Consider the following 16,507-nt stretch of genomic DNA (forward strand, 5'->3'; position numbering starts at 1 on the left):
AAGGTGCCGTCTGCCCCTTTGCCGGCAAAACTCTAGGACACATGCGCGCCAAACTCGACGGCAACCTCCTTCCAAGTGTCAAACGACGCCCCGTCCAACGGCTCCGCGATCTCGTCCTCCCGACTGAAGGCAGCCCGGCTGAGAACAGCCAGCTTGACCATGCCGGACACGATGTCTTCGGTGCCCTGTGCGCTCTGGATTGCGCGCGCCAGGCTTCCGAACAAGTCCAGACACTCCTGGTTAAGACGCTGCCCCGCAGGAGTGACGCGAAAATGGGAGGGGCTTCGGTCGATCAACTGCGTACCCAGCGGGGTCTCGAACCGCTTGAGGGCCTGACCAACCGAAAGCTGGCGGCGCATCAGACACTCGGCGCAAGCGTGATGCTGCCTTCCTGGACAACGAACATGAAGGTTCGCGGCAGGTTCCAATCCAACTCGCGGATCAGCTTTTCCTGTTCAGCAGCGTTTTTTATTGATTTCATCAACAACAGTCACAGGCATTATCTATTTGCGCCACACTGCTTTCAAACACAAGCTTGGGCAACACTTCACCCAACTGAATCTGTCGAATTGAGAAACCCTGTGCAGACGTCAAACCTGTTTTGTCAAAGTCGAAGGCGTCGCCCCGAGGTCGAGCGCGCCGAAGGCATCTATATCTGGGGCCAAAATGGTGAACGGTATATCGACGGATCATCGGGGGCCATGGTCAGCAATATTGGCCATTCCAACCCCCGCGTTCTGGCAGCGATGAAAGCGCAAATGGACAACGCCACCTTTGCCTACCGGCTGCATTTCGAAAACGCCCCGGTAGAAAACCTGGCCACGGCAATTGCCGACCGAATGCCTAAGGGGCTAAGCAAGGTATTCTTTGTATCCGGCGGGTCCGAGGCCGTAGTATCCTGTGTTAAGTTCGCACGGCAATGGGCCGTAGCCTCGGGGCAGGAAAAACGCTCGAAAGTCATTTCACGGTTTCCATCCTATCATGGCTCGACGCTGGGGGCGCTGGCGATCACCGGCTATGGGCCGCTGACAAATGCGTTCACGCCACTTTACAAGGATATGCCGAAAATCCCCGCACCGACCTGTTACCTGGATCGCGATAATCTGTCGGATCACGAACGCGGGCTCAAATATGCCGAGATGCTGCGGGATGAGATCATCGCGCAGGAGCCCGAGACCGTACTGGCCTTTGCGATGGAACCCGTAGGCGGCGCATCCACAGGGGCGCTGATGGCACCCGACAGCTTTTACGGCAGAATTCGCGAGATCTGTGACGAATTCGGCGTTTTGCTGATCATGGATGAGGTGATGTCAGGGGTCGGGCGAACCGAGGCGTTTTTGGCCTCGGAACATTGGAATGTGCGTCCGGACCTTGTCGCTTTGTCCAAGGGGTTCGGCGCGGGTTATGCGCCGCTTGGGGCGATGATCGCGGATGAAGCGATGGTTAACACTGTTCTGGATGCCGGTGGATTTGCGCATGGGCATACCTATGCGGGCAATCCACTGGCCTGTTCGGCCGGGCTGGCCGTGATGGCCGTGATTGACCGGCTAGATCTGACGACCAATGCCAGCGTCATGGGGGATGTGCTGATGGCCGGGCTCCGCGACCTGATGGATCGGTATGCATTTATTGGCGATGTGCGCGGCAAAGGGCTGCTGACCGTGTTCGAGTTTGTCTCGGACCGCGAAACCATGGCACCGCTGCCCAAGGCATTGAACGCTTATGATCGGTTTGTAGAAATTGTCTGACGTCAGCGCCAATGGGACAGTTTAGGTTGATTTGATAAGAGAGGGTTTCTGGCTCATCGTAACCGCTAAGGAGTTGAGATGAGAAAGACTCGGCCTCAAGGGCGCAGACAAGGTAGGGTTCTGACGCATGAAAGTGTTATTAGATCGCGAACGGCAAGGCCAGCATAACACCAGCGGATTTCTGGTGGACGGTGTCATGCAACCCAACCCCGAAATGCCGGAAAGGATGGAGCGCCTGCTTGCAGGCGTCGCAGCGGGTGGGCATGAGGTGCTTGCTCCAATCGATGGCGGCCTTGGCCCTATCGCTGCTGTACACAGCCCCGCTTATCTGAAGTTCCTGTCCACGGCCTATGAACGCTGGCAACGTATCCCGGATGCGGCACCAGAGATTTTCCCGAACATTCACCCGGATCGCCGCACCACCAGCTATCCCCTGTCGGCGGTCGGTCAGGCAGGGTTTCACATCACGGACATGTCCTGCCCGATTGGCGAACATACCTGGAAAGCGGCACGTAGGTCGGCCAATTGCGCTGTGTCCGCGATGCAGGCCGTTCTGGACGGGGATCACAGGGCCTATGCCTTGTGCCGCCCGCCCGGTCATCATTGTTTCACCGATCTCGCAGGTGGATTTTGCTACCTCAACAACAGCGCCGTTGCCGCCCAGCGCCTGCGGCAATTCCACGAACGTGTGGCGATCATCAATGTTGATCTGCACCATGGAAACGGGACGCAAGGCATATTCTACGCACGCGACGACGTGTTCACCTTGTCCATCCACGCAGACCCCGCCCGGTTCTATCCGTTCTTCTGGGGCCACGCGCATGAGGTCGGTGAAGGCGCTGGGCACGGATACAATCTGAACATCCCGCTTCCGCGCGGCACGGCGGACGAAGGTTTCATGAAAGGCCTGAGCGATGGCCTGACCCATGTCAGGAGTTTTGCGCCCGGTGCCATCGTGATCGCGCTCGGCCTCGATGCTTTCGAAGGGGACCCATTCGGAGGTCTTGCCGTCTCAACCCCCGGTTTTTCAGAAATGGCCAGGATGCTCGCGGCGCTCAACCTGCCCACCGTGATCGTTCAAGAGGGCGGGTATCTGTGTGATGAGTTGGGCGACAATCTGCATGCGTTCCTGCAGGGTTTCGAGGAAGGCGTCGCATGACAAACGGGATCACCTCAGAAACCCGCCGGGTACCGGACGCGTGGATCGACTATAACGGCCACATGAATCTGGCTTACTACGTCATGGCCTTTGACGAAGCGCTGGATGTCATGCTGGATCACGAGCTTGGCGTTGGCCCAGGTTATGTGAAGGCTTTCAACGCCGGGCCATTTGCGCTGCAAAACCACGTCCACTATCTGGGTGAGCTTTTGACTGGCGATGAGTTTTTCTGCCGGTTTCTCATGTTGGACGCAGACGTCAAACGCCTGCATATCGCAGGCTCGATGATAAGGCTGAAAGATCAGGCAACTGTCTGCGTGATGGAGCAGGTTCTCATGAATGTCGATCACGGCACACGCCGCTCTGCCCCCTATCCGCCGGACATTCAGGACCGCATCGCCGCATTGGTGGCTGAACACAAACCGATCGCCCGACCTGCTCAAATAGGTCGGCCTATCGGTTTAATAAGACGATGAAAAATCGCGCTTTCAGCCGCAGATATTCAGCGGCCAAACCCCAAAAAAGCCCCAAACTGAGAGTAACCCGAACCAGGAAAATCAAGCTTTGAATCAAAGCTCATAATGATACTTTTTCGCATATTGTGACCAAACGCAAAAATTTTGCAGCGGTCAGGATGTGATCGACCGCTTGCTGGCCAGCAAAAACTAATCATCAGCACAATCAATCGGGCCGGCAAAACTGCCGGCCCTTTCGCTATTTACTCTCTAAAAAAGAAAAAGGCGGGGGGACAGGCATGTCGATTGAGAAAGATGACATGACGACGTATGTCGGCGACGACGACGCTGATAATCCGCAGAAAATCACGGACGAACTTCCACCGATCATCGGGTACTTGCCGACCGGAACAACCGGGATCCTCTCTTTGGTGCTGTTGGCAATTCCTCTCTTCATGATCGCTGGCAGCATCATGGAGAAAGGCCGGATAGCAGCCCCTCTGGCAGCGCTGGCCGAGATGTTCATCGGTCACATCAAAGGCGGTCTGAACGTGGCATCATGGTGCCGTACCGGAAAAAGGCAAATTATCCGAAAGGGCAATCCGCAGCACTGATCGTGTCGGCTAGCCCCTCGAGTCTTTTGACCCCGCCCAACTCATCGCACATCCATTATGGCTGGGTGGCACAACAACACGTGCTGAAACGCTCCCTGTCTACGGTCATCCCCGCGATCATCTTGATCACGCTTCTGATCATTACCAACCAGTTCATGCTGCGAAAGTATGACGATATCCAACTGACGGCTCGTCCTGATCCGTTCATGCCTGTGCTGTTGGGTCAAGGCCTTCTGGCCGGGCCCGCACTGATGATGCCGATTATCATTCTGGGCGGTATCTATGGCGGCATCATAACCCTTAGCGAGGCCGCAGGCATCGCGGTGTGCTACGCGATCCCGGTTGCGATCTACTTCTATCGCGGTCTGACCTGGAAAACCCTGGCGCAAACGATCCAGAACTCGGGCGTATTCGCATTGCGATTACTGCATAACGACGTCGGCCCGGGTCTTTGTAAAACGACCCTCGTCAATTTTTCAAAATGAAAGCTCTCGCCCTCAACTGGCTATGGGTCTTCCCACTAAGGACCCCAACGGCACTACGTTCTCGAAGCCTCAAATGCGGCCCAGGCGGTTTCAAAAGCTTCAAAATCGAACCCCGGTTCACGAGCTGGCTCAAGGATGAGCTTTTCTGTTTCCAACAGCTTGGTAATCGCCTGCTCCAACACATCCATGACATCTGGCGGGATCACCAATGCACCATGCCGATCCGCATGAACCAGATCACCGTCATTGATCGAAAGCCCGAAAATGCTCACAGACGTTGCGATCTCTTTTACGTGTACGAATCCATGGCTTGGACCAATTGAACCGGCCACGACAGGGAAAGCGTCAGGCAGATCGCTAAGGTCCCGCATCACGCCATTTGTCAATGCACCGCTGATGCCAAAGCCTTTGTGGACCGTCGTGTTGATTTCACCCCAATACGCGCCGATGCAATGCGGGTAATCCAGATCCTCGACGACAGTGACGGCAGGCTTTTTCCCGGTCGCCATGTGCCGATAATACTCCATCCGGCGCCGGCGGATCACCTCCGCCGGCTCTTCGGGTGGGTTCAGGGCAGCGATTTTGGCCGTTCTTGCATAGCCGACCATTGTCCCCGCATCGGGGTCGGAGCACAACATGGTTCCTCGTGTGAAACTGTCGAACCCGCGCTTGCCCTGCGCCACTTCAATCGCATTGCAAACAGTAGGTGTGTCGACGGATTTCAGAAGATCAAGCAGGGATTGTTTCATATCGCCTCCATCCAGCAGAGCAGCGCCGCTGTCGTTTTTTCCGGTTGTTCCAGTGTCGGCAGATGTCCGGCCTGTTCGATGATCTCAGACCGGCTATGCGGTATCAGATTGTGCATCAATTCGTGCCGCGAGACCGGGCACAAGGTATCCTCGCGCCCACACAGGATCAGTGTTTCGCCTTTAAAGGCACGCAGCGTTTCGCTCTGGTCCCGGCGATCCCGCAAGGCTTTGGATTGATTGACAAAAACTTCCGACCCAAGATCCATTGCCATATCCATGCACAAATCCAGAATGGTTGCACGATTGGGGCCGTTGGTCAGATAATTCGGCTTCATCTCTTCCGCCATGACAGTTCGAAGACCCCCCTTGCCTGCCGCCTCGATCTGAGGCGCACGTCGGGCCTTGACCTCATCCGTTTCGGCCAGAGGGTTGGTGTCGAGCAACGCCAGCCCTGCAACACGTTCCGGTGCCTGGCGCAGAATCTCCATTGCAACGATCCCACCCATCGACAGACCCGCCACAGCGAAGCGATGGGGTGCATAGGACAACACCTCGGAGGCAAGAGCCTCCATGGTATCGTGCCCGCCAATCGGCGCACAGATAATCGGGCATCTGCCAGACAACGCTGCAATCTGCGGGCAAAACAACCGCGCATCGCACATCATGCCGGGCAGAAGTACAAGCGGCATCATTTGACGAGGGCAGCCCCTTCGGACAATGCGCCAAGCTTGGCATAGGCGATATCCGGATCAACAGCACCAAACCCTGCGAATGTGCCGAAACCGCAATCCGAGCCGGCAATGACCCGTTCGCTGCCGACGATATCGGTGAAACGTTCAATACGCTGCGCGATCAGTTCGGGATGTTCGACAAAATTCGTTGTGGTGTCGACGACGCCGGGCACCAGCACCTTGTCGTCCGGGATTTCTTGCTTGCGATCACGGAATACAGTCCATTCATGCGCGTGGCGCGGGTTCGACGTTTCAAACAGCACATACCGGGATTTGGTCGACATGAGAGTCGAAAAGACCTTGTCCATGCCGATGTCACAGCAATGCGGCCCCTCATAGTTGCCCCAGCAGATATGAACGCGCACCTTGTCAGCAGGCACATTCTGCAAGGCGTGGTTCAGCGCCTCCACATGCATATCAGCGATTTTGACGAACTCATCATCCGATAAATCAGTGAACAGCATATGACGCGACAGGGCCAGATCCGGGCAGTCCAACTGCAAATCTAACCCAGCGCCTACAATGGTCTCATATTCCGCCTTCATCGCATCTGCGAGCGCTGCCAGATAAGCCTCGCGCGTGGGATAGTAATCGTTCTGCAGAAACAGCGAGATAACTCCGGGACTTGCCGCGTTCATAAACCCACTTTCAACCCCATGTTCGGCTATCGCCGCTTTGAGGTTGTCGATGTCCTTTTGCAGCTCTCCCTGCCCTTTGGACCGCACCTTGCCTACGCACATGGGCCGAGCGTATTGCGGGGTGCCGCCATCGTCCGCCAAGCGCTTCAGAAAACCGGGAAACATCTTTAAGTCAGCAGGCGCATTGCGTGGGCTGTCACCATCGAACCCGGTGTAACGGTCCTTTACATAGGTCGCATAAGAGATTTTCGAGGTCTCACCATCCGAAACGATATCAATCCCCGCTTCAGCCTGTTTGCGTACGGTATCGGACACTGCTTTGGTCATGCAGGCGTCGAACGCAGCATGGTCATATGCTTCCTCGCGTTCGCGCGCAAAAATGAAATCCACGACCTCCTGAGATCGTGGAAGCGACCCGACATGTGTTGTCTTTACGGTCATGAATCCTCCCTAAATCTTGCGTGCCATCAGCACAGTATGGCTTTGGGTTTCGGGATCTTTCGCCAGAAATCCGCTCAGGATCATCCCGTTTTCTTCCAGACACGTGGCGTAGCCGGCCGGCGAAAGCGATGCATGGTATACAAGTTCCCCTCCGACAGTCCCTTGTTCCTCACCTGCGCTGGGGCCAACAGTCAACATCAGCATACCGCCGCTGCGCAGATGACGTCCCATTCGAGCAATGCAGGCTATTTGCTCCTCTGCTGTCAGGTGGAAAAAGCTGTTCCAAGCAATGATCCCGTCGAATTGCTGGCTCAGCTCGAATTCACGCATGTCAGCCTGCCGCCAATCGCCTTCGGGCCAACGGCTTTGGGCGATCTCAAGCATGGCCTCTGAAAAATCTACACCCGTGACGTTAAATCCCTCAGCCATGAACCAACGAGCAATCGGCTCACCAGTACCACAACCCAGATCCAACACTTGATCGCCGGGTTTCAGGCTGGCGGTGAAGCGCGCCAGCCAGCGCGCTTCGAACAGGGCCCGCGAGCGTTGCTCGTCATAGGTCCTGGCCTGCCGTTCGTAGACGGAATGGGTATCGTCGGGATTTACGGTCATCCGACCCAGGTGGCCCCTGCGGGATCATCGGTGGCTGTGATCCGATACAGGCCCGCTTGCCCGGTCATGGAAGGCTCGGCACTGTAAGTTTCACCGGGCAAGACCAGCGCAGTATCGCCATTGGACAATGTGACCTCAACGTCATTGATTGCGATCCGCCAATGGCCGCTTGCGGGCATCAGAACCACAGGTTTTTCAGCGTCGACCGTATCTTTCACGGCTGATCCACGGGTCAGGAAATCAACCTCAAACCCCGGTTTATCTTTGATCAGGCCATTCTCTCCAATCACGACCGCAGGTTCGTTGACCGACAAAGCCATAAGGTCCCAATACCGCGCTACGTACTTCCCGATTACGTTCTCGACCGGCACCTCGGGGTAAGCTTTCAGTTCTTCTTCGGTTAGCAAGGGCATGGGTTGCACATTGTGCGGCAGTTCTTCACCCTTCTTGCTGTCATAGAGGACGCCGTTGTTGCCCAACATCAGGCCATGGGCCTGCGCGTCCTGAATGACCTGCGGAGCCCAGGTCACACCGCCGCCCGCGTCATCGCCGCCGAGGATCGACATGATCATGCCATAGTCCTGGCCCACGTTCTCGAACCCACGAAAAATTCCGGTGGGGATGTTGAAGATGTCACCCTCTTCCGCAATGAACTCACCCGCCGTGCCGTAGCGGCCCCAGAAGAACCGCCACCGGCCCTTGGCAACAAAGAACACTTCGGCGGTCGTGTGGCTGTGCAACGAGTTGCGGCATTTCGGCGGTTGACCCGCCGCACCAATGTTGAACCCGATCTTGTCGGTGATGTGAACGTGCTGATCGGGGCTTTCACTGACGCCGCCACCGACGATGGTAAAGTTTTCTTTCTGGTCCGAGCCCGGCGTATGCGCATCGATGAACGCGGTTTTGCAGGGTTGTAATTCGCCGTAACGGACGATGCGGCTTTGGATTGTACTCATATCTTTCTTCCTTCTGATTGGGGTTTGAACGGATCAAACCCCAAAACCCGGAGGGCGGTTGTTCAGCCGCCGTGCACGCAGGCTGGCGCGATGGGCGTGAAACCGTCGCGCCGCCAGCCCGGCATCCAGATTTGAGATACGCCGCGGCATCCTAAAGATCGCCGGTTTTCAGCAGGATCTGTTTCCAGATCGACGTTTCGTCAAACAAAGTGTATTCGCGGCGCAGCCCCCAAGGTCCGAATTCCGCATGGCTGATGCCAAGCACAAACACTTCGGCACCGGTCGGAACGCCGAACACACCCCAACCGTCGTGGTTACCGTGCAGTGTCCAGCGGATCGCAGCTCGTGGTGGCATCAACGGGTCATCACGACCGACCTGATGCTGGATTTTGAATTCGGCATTCGGGAAAGACGCGCGCAATCCCATCCAGAACCTGTCCACCGGTCCCCAGCTATGACCAGTCGTACCGCCGGGATACTCAGACTGAACAGCACGGTCATATTCCGCCTCAATCACCCCCATATCCGCGTTCATGATACGGGTCAGGATGTCGGCGTATTTCTGGCCCCATTCGTTGTCATTGCCGGTGCCATTGTAGGGCCCGGGCTGATCGTTCGCAGGGGTGTAGGGCCGAACACAAGCCTCGGGGCCGCCCTCACGCGCAATCAGATCGCGCGCATAGTCTTTTGCCTCCCAGCCCATTTGTTGCACGATCGCGCTCTGATCCCGGATCAGCCATTCATCGTTGATCTGATTGTTGATCGCATGGCAGTCGGCGAGGATACGGTAAACCAATTTTTTGCCGGTCGCCTTGCCGTAAACCCCGTCGCCCAAATGGGTAGCTGTCGACAGCAGACGGTGCGAGGACAACATCCCCTCTTCCGGCGTTCCTGACCAGATCACGTCTTCGCCTAGCAGAGTGCGATCAGGGAATTCGGCAAGGGTCGCCATGGTGGCGGCAATCACGCCCTGGTTTCCGACGACCACCGACCCGGGCGACCGCACCACAATGTCTGGCGCGTAGTAGTGGTGCAGCGTGGCGATGCCGCGATCTTCCCAGATCTCTTTGGTGATCCCGATGATGTAATCGGGAAAATCTTTGAATTTGGGATCAAATCCCTTCATGACTTCCATCCTTCTGGTATGCGGGCCGAACCGCGAACGATCAGGGGTCCATCAATCTCCAACCGGCGCGGACCGGCGTCCGGACCTTCGATTTTTCTAAGCAGAATATCGACGGTTTCAGCGACCATTCGGTTGGCGGGTTGCCGCACGGTCGTCAGGTCGTAGGCTGGCCAGGAGGCCACCGCCACATCGTCATACCCGACAACCGAAACGTCACCGGGGATGTTCAGCCCCAGTTCGAACCGCAGCGTGTCCATGACCGCCAGCGCCATGTGGTCGTTGGCGACAAAAACGGCGTCAGGCGGGTCGGCGGCAAACATCTGCCGTGCGGCCTCCTGCGCCTGTTCGGTCACAAAGTTTCCGATTTCGCGTGCATGCAGGTCGATGCCTGCGTCCCGCAATGCCGCAACAAACCCCGCCTCGCGGTCGCGCTGGGTGGACGCACCTTCCCAACCGGCGATGTAGCCGATCTTTTTGTGCCCGCCAGCCAGCAGAAACTCGGCCGCCTTGCGTCCGCCCGAGATATTGTCCGAAGTAACAGCGGACATGGCCGGATCGTCCTGCGCCCGGTTGAACAGAACCATCGGCACACCTGCCGCGCGGCATCGAGCGGACAAATCCGAAGACAAGGCCACCGACGCAGCGATAATGCCATCCACTTGGAAATCCAGAATCTCTTCGACGATTTTGTCAATGTTTCCAGCGGATTGCGACGCCATGAATATCAGCACGTGATAGCCACGTTCCTGCAACGCATTTGTAAGCTTTTCCAAGGCTTCCGGGTAAAACTGGTTGTTCAGATAAGCAACGACAAGCCCGATGATCCGGCTTTTGCCGGACACCACGGCGCGGGCCAGAACATTGGGCCGATAGCCCAGTTCCTCGGCCGCCTTGCGCACTTTCTCAACGGTTTTTTTCGATGCCGAGGCACCGGGCGTAAAAACCCGGCTGACGGCGGATTGGCTGACCCCGGCCAGCCGGGCAACGTCCAAGGATGTGATCTTTTGCCCTGCCATCAGTCTGCCGTCCAACCCCCGTCAATCATCATCGCAGTGCCGGTCACCAATGCCGACGCGTCCGAGGCCAGATAGACCACAGCGCCCATGATGTCTTCAATCTCACCCGGACGGCCAAGTTTGATCTTGTCCAGTATCCAGTCGCGTTTTTCGGGATCGTCGAAAGTTGAGCGTGTCAGATCGGTCAGGATGAAGGTCGGGCAGATGGTGTTGACCCGGATTTTGGAGGGGCCAAACTCCAGCGCCATCGCTTTGGTGAAGCCTTCAACCGCGAATTTCGACGCGCAATAGACCGCTCTTTCACGCCCGCCGACATGGCCCATCTGGCTGGAGATGTTGATCAACGACCCGGCCTTCCCGGAATTGAGTAAGCCTTTAGCAACCGCTTGGGTCAGGAAGTATGCGCCACGTACATTGACGTCCATCACGGCGTCGAAGTCATCCGGGGTCGTATCGACAGCTTTGCTGTGACGTGCAAGACCCGCGGAATTCAGCAGGATATCGAACGGCCCGTTCTCTTGAACCGCGACGGCCGTTTTTGCAACGTCCGAGACATCCAGTTCCAGCACCTTGGCCGACCATCCCCGCGACCCCATCTCATCCGCGATGTCCTGCAACGCGCCTGCCCGGCGCGCCGCCAATGTAACCTCAGCGCCATGTTCCGCCAAAGCGACAGCGCAGGCCATGCCAATGCCGGACGACGCTCCGGCGACCAGCGCACGCTTGCCGCTTAGGTTGAAACTGGGGGTGCTGGGGAATTGGGGCATATCAGACCTCGCCGACCGGGAATGGAATTTCACCCATCACGCGTGCCTTGTTGAACTCGCGCAGACGGGCGAACACATCTACGCCCAGTTGCCGGTACGCGTCCAGCAGGTCGACCATCACCCAGTTTTCCCGGATCAGGCCGTTTTCCAACCGCCAGAAATCCAGTGATCGCATGGTGATACGTTGCCCCGAGGGCGCGATGCCCATCCAGCCGTCATGGGTTACGGTCTGGATCATGTTGGGCCAGCCCGTGACGGCAGCATAGTCACCGTCACCGAAGAAATGATAGGTGATGTCATCCACGTATTTGCCGCGGTCCGGCATGCCATTCAGAAACGGGATCTGGTGCCAATTGCGGAAGCCCGCAATGCCGCGACCGGTTCCGATGCCCGCAGGCCCGTACCAGTTCATGCGCGGGTGCCAGAACCTGTCCATCTCCATCACTTCCGGACCGCCTCGGCTCGGGTGTTTCTTCAGATGTTCCAGCATGTTGACGATGTGATTGCAGGACACCTGCGATTTGGCTTCGTCCCACGGCCCCGGCACAATCCCGTCCAGCGTCGCCGGTCCGGGAATACAGAATTCCAGCCCCAAGGACGGCGCCATCGGCCAGGCGTTGGCCTGCATCATGACCTCAGGGATGTCCCAAAGGGTCTGTATCTCGACAACCTTTCCGTCCTCGATACGGTAGAATTCGTGGAACCGCATATGGGTCAGGTGCCCGGTCGGCGGGATGTCCAGCCATGGTGCGACGAACGTTCCGACATAGTGCCCACCACATCCGATCCAGTCGCCACCATGTTCGGTCCTGCCGCCCATGACGATCCAGTCCCGACGTTCAAGATCGGGCATGGCTTTCAGCAGCGGTGCATAGCAGATGTCGTAAAGCTCACGCGGGCCAGTCAGATCCCCGAAAGGATGCGGCATGTGCACCACAGCGTTCGAGGCGATGACCCCATTCAGCGCGGCCTGAACGCGGATTGAGTCAAAGTCGTACATCGCGGCCCGAAGTGGCGCGATCAGCGCTTTGTTGGCCGTATGGGTATCGCTCATTCCGCGGCCTCTCGGTACGGGGCACCTTCGCCGTAGGGAACGTTGATACCGCCATAGCGGCGCACACGGATATTGCACTGCTCGGCATGGCCAACAAAGCCTTCGAGCATACACAGGCGCGAGCCGTATTCACCGATCATCGTCGCAGCTTCATCCGTCAGTACCTTCTGATAGCTGTGTGTTTTCAGGAATTTACCCACCCAAAGTCCACCCGTGTATCGCCCGGCCTTCTTGGTTGGCAACGTGTGGTTGGTGCCGATCACCTTGTCGCCATTGGCCACGTTGGTGCGCGGTCCAAGAAACAGCGCGCCATAGCAGGTCATGTTGTCCAGGAACCAGTCGTCGCGATCCGTCATCACCTGCACATGCTCGGACGCAATGTCATCAGCCACCTGCAGCATCTCATCATAGGTGTCGCATACGATGACCTCTCCGTATTCCTCCCAGCTGACCTTGGCGGTGCCAGCGGTTGGCAGGATGCCCAGAATGCGGTCGACCTCATTCAGCGTATCCTCGGCCAGTTTGCGCGAGTTGGTGAGCAGGACGCAGGGGCTGTTATAGCCATGCTCGGCCTGCCCCAGCAGGTCGGTGGCGCACAGTTCGGCGTCGGCGGCGGATTCATCCGCAATCACCATGGTCTCGGTCGGGCCCGCGAACAGGTCGATGCCCACGCGCCCGAACAATTGGCGCTTGGCTTCGGCCACGAAGGCATTGCCCGGTCCGACCAGCATATGGACCGGCTGGATGGTCTCTGTCCCGATCGCCATCGCGCCGACGGCCTGAATACCGCCCATGACGTAAATCTCATGCGCCCCGCCCAGATGCATCGCAGCGATCACGGCAGCGTTCGGCTTGCCCTGAAACGGTGGCGTGCAGGCGATGATGCGCGGCACGCCCGCCACCCTAGCGGTTGCAACGGACATGTGGGCCGAGGCAACCATCGGGAACTTACCTCCCGGAACATAACAACCCACCGACTGCACCGGGATGTTCTTGTGGCCGAGGATCACGCCGGGCTGCGTCTCAACCTCGATATCCAGCATCGAGTCGCGCTGCGCCTGCGCAAAATTCATCACCTGCTCTTGCGCGAACTTGATGTCCGCCAGTTCCCGGTCGCTTAATGAGGCGATCAGGTCATCAATCTCCTGTTGGCTCAGGCGAAAGCTTTCGGGCGTATAACTGTCGAATTTCTCCGACAACTCGCGCACGGCCGCATCACCGCGCGCCTCGATATCCTTCAGCGTCGCCTCGACGACGGCGCGGGTTTTGGCATCATCCTCGGCCCGGTCGGCCTCGGGTTTGCCGCGTTTGAGATATTCGATTGCCATTGTCCTAATCCTCAGTTTTCGGGCCGCGGCGGTGTTTTTTCGCCCCGGTCAAATGCTTCCCAGCCTTCGCCGTTGAACACGTCCACGCCCAGCTGCGCCGCGACGTGGGCGAAATCGACGTTCACCCAGTTGTCGACGATCTTGCCGTCGACGACTTTCCAGAAATCCATGTATCGAATCTCGACCCGTTTCCCGGTCGGGGCGATGCCCAGAAACTCGCCCGAATGGGTCGCCTCCTGTCGGCCAAAGGCCGCAGCCCATTCACCCATGTAAAGGCGCGCTTCATCGATGCAGGTCTTGTCGGAAAACGCCGCCTGAAACGGGCGTTGCCAGTTGTTCTGGAATTCCTCCAACCCGGACTTGGTGCCGCAGCCCTGATTGCCCAGCCAGCGGAACCCCCGCGAGAAGAACTCGCCAATGTCGTCAATGCGGTGATCGTTCAGTCCGTCGACCATCGCTTCGATCACGGCGCGGGTTTCTTCGGTTTTGCTCATGTCCGTGTCTTTGGTCAGCACGGCCTGTTCAGGGCGGGAACCCTTCATGTGTCTCATCCTTTATGTGGTGCCTTTGGAATTTTCGAAGTGACGAAGTCCGTTAGTTGTCCGTCAAAAAATCCCTCGGCATCCGGTTGAGCGCAGGATGGCGCGCAACAAAGCTGTTTCTTGCAGATGCGCTCATCAGCCTTTCACCGCCCCTGCTGTCAGACCGCTGACGATCTGGCGCTGGAAAAAAAGGATCAGCACGAACAGCGGTGCCGTAGCAGACACAACTGCTGCAACGGCGTACATGACCTTGCCTTCGACCTGCGTAGTGCCCATGAAGCTGTTGATGGCCGGAATGATGGTCTCATTCTCTTCGCTCAACAGCATCACAGCGACGGTAAAGTCGTTATAGGCGAGCAGAAAACTGAACAGACCCGTGGTGATCACGCCCGGCCACATGACGGGCACGATCACATGCCGGAAAGCCTGAAACCGGGTGCATCCGTCGACCATGGCGCTTTCGTCCATGTCCTTGGGAATGTTCTTGAAGAACGAATGCAGCATCCACAGCGTGAAGGGCTGGTTGATTGCCACCAGCACGATGATCGTGGTGGGCAGAATGCCCCAGACATTCCATTCGAAGAACCACAGCAGATAACCTGAAACCAGCGTGATATGCGGCATGGCGCGGAAAACCAGCGCGGCCATCAGAATCCAGAACGCATAGCGGAAGCCCGAACGGGCCAGCGCGTAACCACCCAATGTTCCGAAGGTCAGCGAAATGACCACGGTAAAGAACACGACAATGCCGGTGTTCTTGAAGTTGAACCAGAAATCTTCCTCGATCCACGCGCCGTAGTAGCCCGCACCGGTAAAGGCGCTACCGGTTTGCTCGATGGTGTTCGTGCCCCGCAGCGCGTTCATCCAGTCGGCCTTGGACAGGAAGTCGGCCTGAACCTTGAAGCTGCCCCAGAACGTCCAGAAGAAGGGAAACGCCGCGATGATCAGCCAGAACGCCACAAAGCCATAAGAGAACAGCTTAAGCGGGGTCATGCGGGATTGTGCTTTGGTCGCCATGTCGTGTCCTCAGTGAGATTTACGGGTGAAGTCGCGCCACGTACGCACCAGCACCGGCATCATCAGGATGACCACGATGATGATGGTGATCAGCGAGGTCGCACCAGCCGATGCATAAAGCGGATTGCCGCTTTCGCGCAGGTCATTGAAGATGATCCAGCTGAGCGACCGCGCATGTGCCTCGGCCTTGAAGCTGACGATCGGTTCAAAGACGCGCAGATTGTCCATGATCATCATCAGCGTCACGAACGAAACCAGAGGCATCAGATGCGGCACAACCACATGGATCATGCTTTGCCATTTGCTGGCACCGTCGATCTGTGCTGCTTCCATCGTGTCTTCAGGCACCGTCTGAAGCCCGGCATAGAAGGTGATGAAACTGAACGGCAGGGTGTGCCAGACACCGTAAACCATCAACATGATCCACATGAGCGGCGTGGACGCCTTCAGGCTGAGCGATGGATCATTTAACAGCTTCTGAATGGTCGCCCCGATCACTCCGTCACCGTCGACCATCCAGAACAGGATCAAGGAACCAACCAGCGGGGTCACGAGGAACGGCAACAGGGAAATAAAGATCGCCAGACCTTTCAACGCGCGTGGCAGGTTGTTGACACCCACCGCGATGGCCAGACCCAGCACCAGAACAAGGGGGGTCACGATGAATGTATAAGCCAGCGTAAAGGTCAGAGCGTTGTAAAATGGAAGGTTGTAAACCTTGGACCAAAAGTCACCCAGACTGTCTGAGGTCGCCCAGGCCTCTCCAATATCTGCAATCGCAAGGTGCGACCGGTCGAAATACGTGCCCAGACCGTTGAATCGGCCCAAAGGTTGTTCTTCGCGCAGCTTCTCGGTCGCTTCCGTATCAACCGTAGTGGTCGGGTTACATCCAAAGGGGCCGCAGCTTTCCGAGACGACCAGAACCTGCTCGTGTTCGACAAAAAGCGACTGGATAAACACCGATACGATTGGCAGCGCGATGAACAAGATCATCGCTGACAATGTCGGCAGAACAAACCAGAAGAAGGTGCGGTGTTTCATAGCATGCGTCCCGATCTGAATTCGAGAA

The 16,507-nt window shown here is 57.4% G+C and carries 18 protein-coding genes and 1 pseudogene; 4 read left to right on the forward strand and 15 right to left on the reverse strand.

Annotated elements, in window-relative coordinates; translation table 11 throughout:
• Positions 1-32: 32 nt before the first annotated feature.
• Together ACR0LF_RS14820 and ACR0LF_RS14825 are read right to left on the reverse strand one after the other, a co-directional pair.
• Positions 33-359, reverse strand: a complete 327-nt coding sequence (locus tag ACR0LF_RS14820; RefSeq protein WP_480581288.1) for a hypothetical protein — start codon at positions 357-359, stop codon at positions 33-35.
• Positions 359-481 carry a hypothetical protein gene (locus tag ACR0LF_RS14825; protein ID WP_480581285.1) on the reverse strand — a complete coding sequence of 41 codons (123 nt, stop codon included), beginning with the start codon at positions 479-481 and terminating at the stop codon, positions 359-361. The genes ACR0LF_RS14820 and ACR0LF_RS14825 overlap by 1 nt, the downstream gene beginning before the upstream one ends.
• A 100-nt stretch (positions 482-581) precedes the next feature.
• On the opposite strand from ACR0LF_RS14825, the gene ACR0LF_RS14830 reads away from it, so the two are divergent.
• From ACR0LF_RS14830 to ACR0LF_RS14845, 4 genes and pseudogenes are all read left to right on the forward strand, one after another.
• The gene (locus ACR0LF_RS14830) at positions 582-1,748 is read left to right on the forward strand and encodes an aminotransferase family protein (RefSeq protein WP_480581283.1); all 1,167 of its coding nucleotides are present in this window, start codon (positions 582-584) and stop codon (positions 1,746-1,748) included.
• A 127-nt stretch (positions 1,749-1,875) separates the two neighbouring features.
• The gene (locus tag ACR0LF_RS14835) at positions 1,876-2,907 is read left to right on the forward strand and encodes a histone deacetylase family protein (RefSeq protein ID WP_480581280.1); all 1,032 of its coding nucleotides are present in this window, start codon (positions 1,876-1,878) and stop codon (positions 2,905-2,907) included.
• Positions 2,904-3,383 (forward strand): thioesterase family protein, encoded by a 480-nt coding sequence (locus ACR0LF_RS14840; protein WP_480581278.1) that lies wholly within the window; start codon positions 2,904-2,906, stop codon positions 3,381-3,383. The genes ACR0LF_RS14835 and ACR0LF_RS14840 overlap by 4 nt, the downstream gene beginning before the upstream one ends.
• 452 nt (positions 3,384-3,835) lie before the next feature.
• Positions 3,836-4,461, forward strand: a pseudogene (locus tag ACR0LF_RS14845) (TRAP transporter large permease subunit).
• Positions 4,462-4,514: 53 nt separating this feature from the next.
• On the opposite strand, the gene ACR0LF_RS14850 reads toward ACR0LF_RS14845, so the two are convergent.
• The 13 genes from ACR0LF_RS14850 to ACR0LF_RS14910 form a co-directional block, all read right to left on the reverse strand.
• Positions 4,515-5,210 (reverse strand): RraA family protein, encoded by a 696-nt coding sequence (locus ACR0LF_RS14850; RefSeq protein ID WP_480581276.1) that lies wholly within the window; start codon positions 5,208-5,210, stop codon positions 4,515-4,517.
• The gene (locus ACR0LF_RS14855) at positions 5,207-5,902 is read right to left on the reverse strand and encodes an alpha/beta fold hydrolase (protein WP_480581273.1); all 696 of its coding nucleotides are present in this window, start codon (positions 5,900-5,902) and stop codon (positions 5,207-5,209) included. Before ACR0LF_RS14855 ends, ACR0LF_RS14850 begins: the two co-directional genes overlap by 4 nt.
• Positions 5,899-7,020, reverse strand: coding sequence for a cobalamin-independent methionine synthase II family protein (locus tag ACR0LF_RS14860; protein ID WP_480581270.1), 1,122 nt, complete (start codon positions 7,018-7,020; stop codon positions 5,899-5,901). The genes ACR0LF_RS14855 and ACR0LF_RS14860 overlap by 4 nt, the downstream gene beginning before the upstream one ends.
• A gap of 9 nt (positions 7,021-7,029) precedes the next feature.
• Positions 7,030-7,632: a class I SAM-dependent DNA methyltransferase gene (locus tag ACR0LF_RS14865; protein WP_480581267.1), complete on the reverse strand. Its 603-nt coding sequence runs from the start codon at positions 7,630-7,632 to the stop codon at positions 7,030-7,032.
• Entirely contained in the window at positions 7,629-8,588 is a 960-nt protein-coding gene (locus ACR0LF_RS14870) for a cupin domain-containing protein (RefSeq protein WP_480581265.1), read from the reverse strand. Before ACR0LF_RS14870 ends, ACR0LF_RS14865 begins: the two co-directional genes overlap by 4 nt.
• A 151-nt stretch (positions 8,589-8,739) precedes the next feature.
• Positions 8,740-9,714, reverse strand: a complete 975-nt coding sequence (locus ACR0LF_RS14875) for a nuclear transport factor 2 family protein (protein ID WP_480581263.1) — start codon at positions 9,712-9,714, stop codon at positions 8,740-8,742.
• Positions 9,711-10,730: a LacI family DNA-binding transcriptional regulator gene (locus tag ACR0LF_RS14880; protein WP_480581261.1), complete on the reverse strand. Its 1,020-nt coding sequence runs from the start codon at positions 10,728-10,730 to the stop codon at positions 9,711-9,713. The genes ACR0LF_RS14875 and ACR0LF_RS14880 overlap by 4 nt, the downstream gene beginning before the upstream one ends.
• Entirely contained in the window at positions 10,730-11,497 is a 768-nt protein-coding gene (locus ACR0LF_RS14885) for an SDR family NAD(P)-dependent oxidoreductase (protein ID WP_480581258.1), read from the reverse strand. The genes ACR0LF_RS14880 and ACR0LF_RS14885 overlap by 1 nt, the downstream gene beginning before the upstream one ends.
• Position 11,498: 1 nt before the next feature.
• Positions 11,499-12,551 carry an ester cyclase gene (locus tag ACR0LF_RS14890; protein ID WP_480581255.1) on the reverse strand — a complete coding sequence of 351 codons (1,053 nt, stop codon included), beginning with the start codon at positions 12,549-12,551 and terminating at the stop codon, positions 11,499-11,501.
• Positions 12,548-13,879, reverse strand: a complete 1,332-nt coding sequence (gene hisD / locus ACR0LF_RS14895) for a histidinol dehydrogenase (protein WP_480581252.1) — start codon at positions 13,877-13,879, stop codon at positions 12,548-12,550. Before hisD ends, ACR0LF_RS14890 begins: the two co-directional genes overlap by 4 nt.
• 11 nt (positions 13,880-13,890) lie before the next feature.
• Positions 13,891-14,421, reverse strand: coding sequence for an ester cyclase (locus ACR0LF_RS14900; RefSeq protein ID WP_480581249.1), 531 nt, complete (start codon positions 14,419-14,421; stop codon positions 13,891-13,893).
• Between the two features lie 135 nt (positions 14,422-14,556).
• Positions 14,557-15,438, reverse strand: a complete 882-nt coding sequence (locus ACR0LF_RS14905; protein ID WP_480581246.1) for a carbohydrate ABC transporter permease — start codon at positions 15,436-15,438, stop codon at positions 14,557-14,559.
• A gap of 9 nt (positions 15,439-15,447) precedes the next feature.
• A complete protein-coding gene (locus tag ACR0LF_RS14910) occupies positions 15,448-16,479 on the reverse strand; it encodes a carbohydrate ABC transporter permease (RefSeq protein ID WP_480581244.1) in 1,032 nt (343 codons plus the stop codon).
• Between the last annotated feature and the right edge of the window lie 28 nt (positions 16,480-16,507).

The organism is Ruegeria sp. E8 (assembly GCF_056533985.1).

What these genes read in the sequence shown, in the direction of transcription:
- ACR0LF_RS14820 (WP_480581288.1), bottom strand. Translation starts at nt 359, where the DNA reads ATGCGCCGCCAGCTTTCGGTTGGTCAGGCCCTCAAGCGGTTCGAGACC.
- ACR0LF_RS14825 (WP_480581285.1), bottom strand. Translation starts at nt 481, where the DNA reads ATGAAATCAATAAAAAACGCTGCTGAACAGGAAAAGCTGATCCGCGAG.
- ACR0LF_RS14835 (WP_480581280.1), top strand. Translation starts at nt 1,876, where the DNA reads ATGAAAGTGTTATTAGATCGCGAACGGCAAGGCCAGCATAACACCAGC.
- ACR0LF_RS14840 (WP_480581278.1), top strand. Translation starts at nt 2,904, where the DNA reads ATGACAAACGGGATCACCTCAGAAACCCGCCGGGTACCGGACGCGTGG.
- ACR0LF_RS14850 (WP_480581276.1), bottom strand. Translation starts at nt 5,210, where the DNA reads ATGAAACAATCCCTGCTTGATCTTCTGAAATCCGTCGACACACCTACT.
- ACR0LF_RS14855 (WP_480581273.1), bottom strand. Translation starts at nt 5,902, where the DNA reads ATGATGCCGCTTGTACTTCTGCCCGGCATGATGTGCGATGCGCGGTTG.
- ACR0LF_RS14860 (WP_480581270.1), bottom strand. Translation starts at nt 7,020, where the DNA reads ATGACCGTAAAGACAACACATGTCGGGTCGCTTCCACGATCTCAGGAG.
- ACR0LF_RS14865 (WP_480581267.1), bottom strand. Translation starts at nt 7,632, where the DNA reads ATGACCGTAAATCCCGACGATACCCATTCCGTCTACGAACGGCAGGCC.
- ACR0LF_RS14870 (WP_480581265.1), bottom strand. Translation starts at nt 8,588, where the DNA reads ATGAGTACAATCCAAAGCCGCATCGTCCGTTACGGCGAATTACAACCC.
- ACR0LF_RS14875 (WP_480581263.1), bottom strand. Translation starts at nt 9,714, where the DNA reads ATGAAGGGATTTGATCCCAAATTCAAAGATTTTCCCGATTACATCATC.
- ACR0LF_RS14880 (WP_480581261.1), bottom strand. Translation starts at nt 10,730, where the DNA reads ATGGCAGGGCAAAAGATCACATCCTTGGACGTTGCCCGGCTGGCCGGG.
- ACR0LF_RS14885 (WP_480581258.1), bottom strand. Translation starts at nt 11,497, where the DNA reads ATGCCCCAATTCCCCAGCACCCCCAGTTTCAACCTAAGCGGCAAGCGT.
- ACR0LF_RS14890 (WP_480581255.1), bottom strand. Translation starts at nt 12,551, where the DNA reads ATGAGCGATACCCATACGGCCAACAAAGCGCTGATCGCGCCACTTCGG.
- hisD (WP_480581252.1), bottom strand. Translation starts at nt 13,879, where the DNA reads ATGGCAATCGAATATCTCAAACGCGGCAAACCCGAGGCCGACCGGGCC.
- ACR0LF_RS14900 (WP_480581249.1), bottom strand. Translation starts at nt 14,421, where the DNA reads ATGAAGGGTTCCCGCCCTGAACAGGCCGTGCTGACCAAAGACACGGAC.
- ACR0LF_RS14905 (WP_480581246.1), bottom strand. Translation starts at nt 15,438, where the DNA reads ATGGCGACCAAAGCACAATCCCGCATGACCCCGCTTAAGCTGTTCTCT.
- ACR0LF_RS14910 (WP_480581244.1), bottom strand. Translation starts at nt 16,479, where the DNA reads ATGAAACACCGCACCTTCTTCTGGTTTGTTCTGCCGACATTGTCAGCG.